This window comes from Vibrio sp. T20, assembly GCF_007858795.1.
Taxonomy (GTDB): domain Bacteria; phylum Pseudomonadota; class Gammaproteobacteria; order Enterobacterales; family Vibrionaceae; genus Vibrio; species Vibrio satsumensis.
Genome location: NZ_VFEB01000058.1, coordinates 263,545 through 270,059 on the forward strand (window position 1 = coordinate 263,545; position 6,515 = coordinate 270,059).

General features: G+C 45.3%; 5 protein-coding genes. 3 read left to right on the forward strand and 2 right to left on the reverse strand.

The genetic code is table 11. The annotated features are described in order from the left end of the window. Positions 1-26 precede the first annotated feature (26 nt). The gene (locus FTW16_RS04445) at positions 27-1,121 is read left to right on the forward strand and encodes a substrate-binding domain-containing protein (RefSeq protein WP_146490197.1); all 1,095 of its coding nucleotides are present in this window, start codon (positions 27-29) and stop codon (positions 1,119-1,121) included. 120 nt (positions 1,122-1,241) lie between these two features. Here FTW16_RS04445 and FTW16_RS04450 read toward each other — a convergent pair whose 3' ends face one another. Both FTW16_RS04450 and FTW16_RS04455 read right to left on the reverse strand, forming a co-directional pair. Then, on the reverse strand, positions 1,242-2,924 hold the full coding sequence (locus FTW16_RS04450; protein WP_146490198.1) for an alkaline phosphatase family protein: 1,683 nt from the start codon (positions 2,922-2,924) through the stop codon (positions 1,242-1,244). Positions 2,925-3,036: 112 nt separating this feature from the next. Next, entirely contained in the window at positions 3,037-3,825 is a 789-nt protein-coding gene (locus FTW16_RS04455) for a formylglycine-generating enzyme family protein (protein WP_146490199.1), read from the reverse strand. Positions 3,826-3,962: 137 nt separating this feature from the next. Here FTW16_RS04455 and FTW16_RS04460 point away from each other — a divergent pair, with 137 nt between their 5' ends. Next, a complete protein-coding gene (locus FTW16_RS04460; RefSeq protein ID WP_048663474.1) occupies positions 3,963-5,294 on the forward strand; it encodes an anaerobic sulfatase maturase in 1,332 nt (443 codons plus the stop codon). 93 nt (positions 5,295-5,387) lie between these two features. Then, positions 5,388-6,446: a hypothetical protein gene (locus FTW16_RS04465; RefSeq protein WP_146490200.1), complete on the forward strand. Its 1,059-nt coding sequence runs from the start codon at positions 5,388-5,390 to the stop codon at positions 6,444-6,446. Positions 6,447-6,515: the final 69 nt, after the last annotated feature.

The following is a 6,515-nucleotide window of genomic DNA, read 5'->3' on the forward strand; positions in this document are numbered from 1 at the left end:
AAACATTCAAACATTTGGTAACAGTTATGCCGGGTCAAATTTATAAAAACGTATTGCCAGCCCTACTGACAGCTTGTTTTATCCTTCCTTTTGACGTAATCGCTGATGGGGTAAGGTCGGACGCAGATGTAAAGAAACTCGAAAAATTTCAAGAGACTGTGAGTGGCGAGCCGGTTTCGTTAGCGCCAATGTCGGTAGAGAAACCGGTCAGAATTGCCCTAATTTACCCAAGTGCAGATATTTCTGACTTTTGGACTCGAAATTACACCGCATTGAAGGAAAGGTTGATCGCTTTAGAGTTGCCATTCGAGATCAGCGAGTTTACTTCAAGACAAATTGAGCACTCTTTGCAGACTCAATACACGGATCAAGTGTTGAATGCTGACACACCTTATGACTTCGTTATTTTTGGCCCTTCAGAACTGGGAATACAAGAGGAGAACATTCAAAAGCTATCGGCTTCGACAGAATTCAAAACTTTTATTTGGGCATTTCACACGCCGAATGAACAATGGACACATCAACCAGACAGTTGGTTTGACTTCTCAAGCGTAATGGGCGCGGAGGTGCTGTGTGACCATGTGGTCCAAGAGCTAGGAAGTGACGTCGAGTTCTCTGCCAATCGCGGGATCCCGGGGATTACGGACACTCAACGTTCACAAGGCTTCATTGATTGTGTGGAAGAGAAAGGTGACTGGTTAACGGTGTATGAGCACTTTGGGCAATATCAAAAAATCGGCGGTGCTGATGGGATTCGCTTAGTGCTGGGTAATTTCCCTGAGGTGACCATGGTTCATAATGCTAATACGGCGATGACCATGGGAGCGGTTGATGCGTTAAACCAAGCCGACATGTTGTCTGAAATTTATGTCACGGGTTGGGGCGGTACAGCGATAGAGATCGAGAAGATTCGTTCTGATGAGTTAGATGCAACACCAATGCGTATGAGTGATGACCTTGGCGTAGCAACAGCTGAAGCGATCAAGTTTCATTTGGAAGAGAGAGAAGCGGAAGTCCCGCTGGTATATTTAGGTCGTATCACGGTTGTGCACAATAAGATGAATGACGACCAGTTGAATCAACTCACCAGAGAAGCTTTTCGTTACTCAGGTAAGAATTAAGCACGATTCAATCCATCATGCATGAAAAAAGAGCCGCTTATTCGTATGGAACGGAATAAGCGGCTCTTTTATGTTAGAGATTGTGTGAGCATGTTTGGCTCACAAACCTAATAATTGTGATTAGTCAGTAATCTCTTCTAGCACTTGGCCAATCGAACCGCTTGGTTGAGTGATGCCGAGTTTGTTCGAAAGCGTCGGTGCAATATCGTATGGCGTGATTGGACGTGAAACCTTCTTAGCATCCACATCATAGCCAGCGAAAATCACCGGCACATGCGTATCGTATTTCCAAGGAGAACCATGAGTCGAGGCAATTTGCAGCCCTTCCATATCGTTAATGTAGCTACGTGGATCAAATACCACATACACATCGCCCGAACGAGCAGGGTGGTAGTTGTTCTTGATGAGCTGCATTACATGAGTATCAGGGACTCGGTTTGCCGCAATATCACTGCTCGATACCGCAAACGCAACGCCTTTCACTTTCGCAATCTCATCGGCAATGGCTTCTTGTACTTTTGCCAAGTCCAACTTCTTCTCAGTGATCAAGTCATGATTCAAATAGATATAAGGCTGAGCGTACAAACGAATTGCGTCTTTAGTTAAGCCAAAATCATCTTTTAATCGTTTCTCTACACCACTTGATAGTAGTGCGTCTTTGTCGAAGTACTGAGCTTGACTGAAACCTAGCGCATTTGCCGCAGGTGAAGATTCAGGAACACCGTGATCGGCAGACAAGACGATTAACGTGTTCTCTAATCCCACTTGGTTGTCGACGGTTTTAAAAAGCTTCGCGAGTGTTTTATCCAGGCGGATTAAGTTGTCTTCAGTCTCTAAGCTCTCAGGGCCGTACAGGTGAATCACGTAGTCATTCGAAGAGAAGCTAACTGATAGGTAATCCGTCGCATCGCCTTGCCCAAGCTTTTCTTGCATCAAGAGTGTACTTGCAAAGTTCTCGGTGATCTCATCACCAGCAGGGCTCACGGTTAATGTTGTGCTGTAGTATTTATAGCTCGCAGGGCCATAAGGGTGAGGGAAGGTGCGTTGGAAATCACCGAGCTTAACCTTGTGGTCCATATTGTGTTCTTGCAGGGTGTACTGGTCACGCGGTAACGACAGTTCCCACCTCTGCTTAGAGTATTGAGCTGCAATGGCTTTTTCATTCCAACGAGATACCCAAGCTGGGTATTCGTCGTAGTAATAGTTACTAGTGACAAACTCAGACTGTGCTTTCGAGAACCAAAATGCTTTGCCACTGTGTCCAGCAAGCGAGATCGCGCCACGGTCTTTTACCGATACGCCAAACACTTTTGATTTTCCGCTATTGGAAATCATCAGTTCGTCGCCAAAGGTAGTGGCGAGTATTGGCTCTGGAGAGCGACCGTCACCTTGCGCTGTCTTCTGTGTTGGATCGATCTCGGTGGCCTTGTCGACACCCGCACCCGAAGTCAGCATGGCGTAGTTGCCATCTTCTACGTTATACACCAAACGTTCTTCGCTACGGTCATACCAAACATTACCTACCATGCCGTGTACGCTCGGTGGAGCGCCTGTTGCAAGCGACACATGTCCTACAATGGTTTCTGTGTTGCCGTGTTGGTAGTTGGCATTGGTGTAATAAGTACCGTCGTCCATTAAGTAGCGGAAACCGCCTTCACCGAAGTTATGCTTATATCGCTCGATTAAATCTGCGCGTAGGCCATCAACCGTGATTTGGAGGACAAGGTCTGGCTTTTCTGCAGCCGATGTAGGAAGAGCACAGAGTAACGCGAGTGTAAGTCCTGAAAGCTTGGTGTATTGCATAGGGTGTCCTTATTCAGTGTGGCCGCAGAATTCTAATGCTAGATCGGAGTTCTAACGCTTGGTCGGTTTTCTGGCGTTTGGATAGCGCAAATCCGTTAGTTCGCGATTCCCACTAATCAGCATCTTTAACTAGGCGCAGCCCCATATCTGACATGGTGATTGATTGGCTTGCGAAATCACGACGGTAACTTTCAGATTCATTTTCGTCATAAGCAAAGCTGCCACCGCGCACCGATTTATGCGATAAACCTACGTCACTGTGCTTTGCATTGTTTGGGTTGTCTGTTGGACCGAATCTGTAGAAGGTGTCATCGAAAGCATCAATGACAAACTCACCAACGTTTCCTGTCATGTCATATAAGCCTAGTTCATTTGGCTTTTTTAACCCGACAGGATGCGCGCTATTTTTCGAATTTGCTGAGTACCACGCAACATCATTTAAGTTGTTGGAACCACTGTAAGTATAGCCTTTACTTTTGTTGCCACCTTTGGCTGCAAATTCCCATTCCGCTTCAGTCGGTAGGCGGTATTCTTCGCCTGTTAGTTCATTCAACTGCTCAACGAAATAGTTCGCTTGTTGCCAGCTTAGGTTGTTGACCGGAACTTGTGGGTTTTGGAAATAACTGAGAGATGAACCCATCACCGATTCAAACAATTCTTGAGTCACCTCAAACTTCGCAATGTAGAAACTATCTACAGTTACATCACGGGCTGGTCGTTCGGCTTTGGTCGCTTCTGGGCTGTTTGAACCCATGGTGAATGTTCCGCCTTCAACCAACACCATCTCTTGGTCAATTTTTTGAGCGATAGGGTGTGTAGGCACGCTTGCACAGCCGCTTAGAAAAATAGTCATGGTGACGCCGCTAACTGCTGCTAAATGTTTGTAATTGATAAATTTCATCACGTGCCTCAAATGTTCGAAATAGGGTGTAACTCTAACGTTTTTGGTCATTCCTATTGGTTATAAAGGGTATAACATGCCACTGACTTAATTCGGAATTATGATGGGAACAAGACACTAAGATAGGTAGGTAAATCATGCACATTACTCAAGGTCCACAATATAATGGTAAAGCGTCTAAGCGCCTGCATGTTATGGCTAAGCCGATTGGCGCAGCGTGCAACATTGACTGTAAATATTGTTATTACCTAAGTAAGCAAGATTTGTTGGAGTACAAGAAAGGCAGTTCTCCAAGAATGGATGATGAGACGCTAGAGACTTACATCCGACAATACATCGAAGGTCAAAATACGCCTGAAATCATCTTCTCATGGCAGGGCGGTGAACCGACCATGTTAGGTTTGGCTTATTTTGAGCGTGTGGTTGAGCTACAGAAAAAGTATCAGCCCGAGGGTGTGTTAATTTCAAATGACCTACAAACTAATGGCACATTACTGAATGACGATTGGGGTCGATTCTTAGCTAAGAACAACTTCCTAATTGGTTTAAGTATTGATGGCCCTGAAATGCTGCACAACGCTTACCGTACCAACCGAGCGGGTCGTGGCACATTCAAACAAGTGATGGCTGCTGTCGAGTTGCTGCACAAGCATCAAGTCAAATTCGCCACGCTTACCTGTGTGAATAACCTGACCAGTCAAAATGCACTCGAAGTGTATCGTTTCCTACGTGATGTGGTGAAGTCTCCACAAATGCAGTTTATTCCTATCGTAGAACAGAAAACCTTTAGAACCGTTGCACCGCAAACGTCTCAAGTGAGTGAGCAACTCAAGCAAGGTGACAAGCGTCTGATTCCGGGCCACAAAGATTCGATCATGGAATCATGGTGTGTATCGGACTTAGCGTGGGGCAACTTCCTGATCGCTGTATTTGATGAGTGGGCGAAGCACGACATCGGTAAAGTGTTTGTTCAATATTTCGAAGCGAGCTTAGAAACGTGGATTGGTCGTCCGAACCCGCTTTGCACCCTCAATGAGATCTGCGGTAAAGGCTTAGCGATGGAGCCAAACGGCGATGTGTTCTCTTGTGACCACTACGTTTACCCTGAATATAAAATTGGCAACATCCACCACGAGAAGCTTGATGACTTAGCATACAGTGCACCACAACAGAAATTTGGTTTCGCTAAATCACGTACGCTGACGAGCCAATGTCAGCAATGTGACTACAAGTTTGCTTGTCATGGCGAGTGTCCGAAAAATCGCTTTATCAAAACTCGTGCGGGTGAGCCGGGCTTGAATTATCTATGCGCGGGCTGGCATAAGTTCTTCTCTCATGTTGATAAATCGATGGCGTATATCGCGCGTGCGATGAGACACCCTGTTGCTCATGGTAAGTACAGTGATTCTGTGATGATGGCGCGTCGAGCAGAACTGGCAAAACAAACGACGTTTGAGACCAAGTTTTAAGTCAAGTTCTAGGTTCAGAGTTATCGATCCTAACGAAATTTAATCAGATATGAGTCTAGGGACAGGCTAAGTTCTCCAGCTTAAGGTAATACTATGATCAAGAAGAGTTTAGCGACAGCGGTTGCTTTATTTATTTCAACGTCCGCATTGTTATCAACGTCAGCGATGGCAGCTAATAGCGTTCAACAAACCGTTGATGCACCAGCACAAAATATCAATCAAGTGCTTGAAATGACGGACACTCAAACCCGCATTCAACAGTTATCTTACATGGCGCAAGATCAGAATCAGTCTATTGAAAACCGTACTGGTGCGCTGCAAGAATTAGCAGCTTACCCAAGTCAAAACGCTCTGGTGGCTGTTGCTAGAGGCTTGAAAGACCAAGACCCTGAAGTTCGCGAAGCGTCTGTGATTGGCTCTGAACCTTATCAACTAGAACATCGTTGGGCACTGGTATCTCCATTGCTCAAAGACAGCGATACCATGGTTCGCCACACGGCAACATCGAATCTAATTCGTGACTTTAATGCCTTAGATGAACAACAAAAAGCGCAAATCGAACCACCAGTAAAAGAGTTGATCAGTTTTCTAGAAACGCAAGAATCTGAAAAGTACCAATTGTTGTTTGCTGATGTACTTCGCTGGCACAACGAGTGGGATAAGGCGGAAACGGTTTATCTAGAATTGATCAATACGCATCCAAAAGAAGCGCAAGTTTGGTTAAGCTACGCTGATAATTTCCGAGCGCAGAAAAAAGACCAACAAGCGGTCGAAGTATTAGAACGTGGTTTGGAGAGCGTACCAAACAACGCCGCTCTGCATTACTCAAAATCTCTAACTTTGGTTCGCCTTGAAGACAAAACTGCGGCAGCCAAAGAGATTGAAGTGGCTGCGAAGCTAGCTAAAGATAACAGCTATTACTGGTACCTAAATGGGGTATTACAAGAAGAGTTGGATATCGACAAGTCGACTAAATCGTTCGAGAAAGCATATTTGATCTCTGGTTCTCCAGAGCAGCTATACGCGGTATGCGATATCTATGTGCGCTACGGCAATGAAAAGACAGATGATTGCTTGGGTGAGCTAGGTAAAGTGGCTCCTGATTATGTAATTGAGCAATTGAAAGAGAAGCGAGTAGCGCCAAGCTCATAATATCCAAATGAGTAAATAGCGAAGCCGATAATGAAAAGCCAGTCAAAATGAAGTGACCCCGTAAAGTTG

Coding starts and splice junctions, on each gene's coding strand:
- FTW16_RS04445 (WP_146490197.1), top strand. CDS start 27: ATGCCGGGTCAAATTTATAAAAACGTATTGCCAGCCCTACTGACAGCT.
- FTW16_RS04450 (WP_146490198.1), bottom strand. CDS start 2,924: ATGCAATACACCAAGCTTTCAGGACTTACACTCGCGTTACTCTGTGCT.
- FTW16_RS04455 (WP_146490199.1), bottom strand. CDS start 3,825: ATGAAATTTATCAATTACAAACATTTAGCAGCAGTTAGCGGCGTCACC.
- FTW16_RS04460 (WP_048663474.1), top strand. CDS start 3,963: ATGCACATTACTCAAGGTCCACAATATAATGGTAAAGCGTCTAAGCGC.
- FTW16_RS04465 (WP_146490200.1), top strand. CDS start 5,388: ATGATCAAGAAGAGTTTAGCGACAGCGGTTGCTTTATTTATTTCAACG.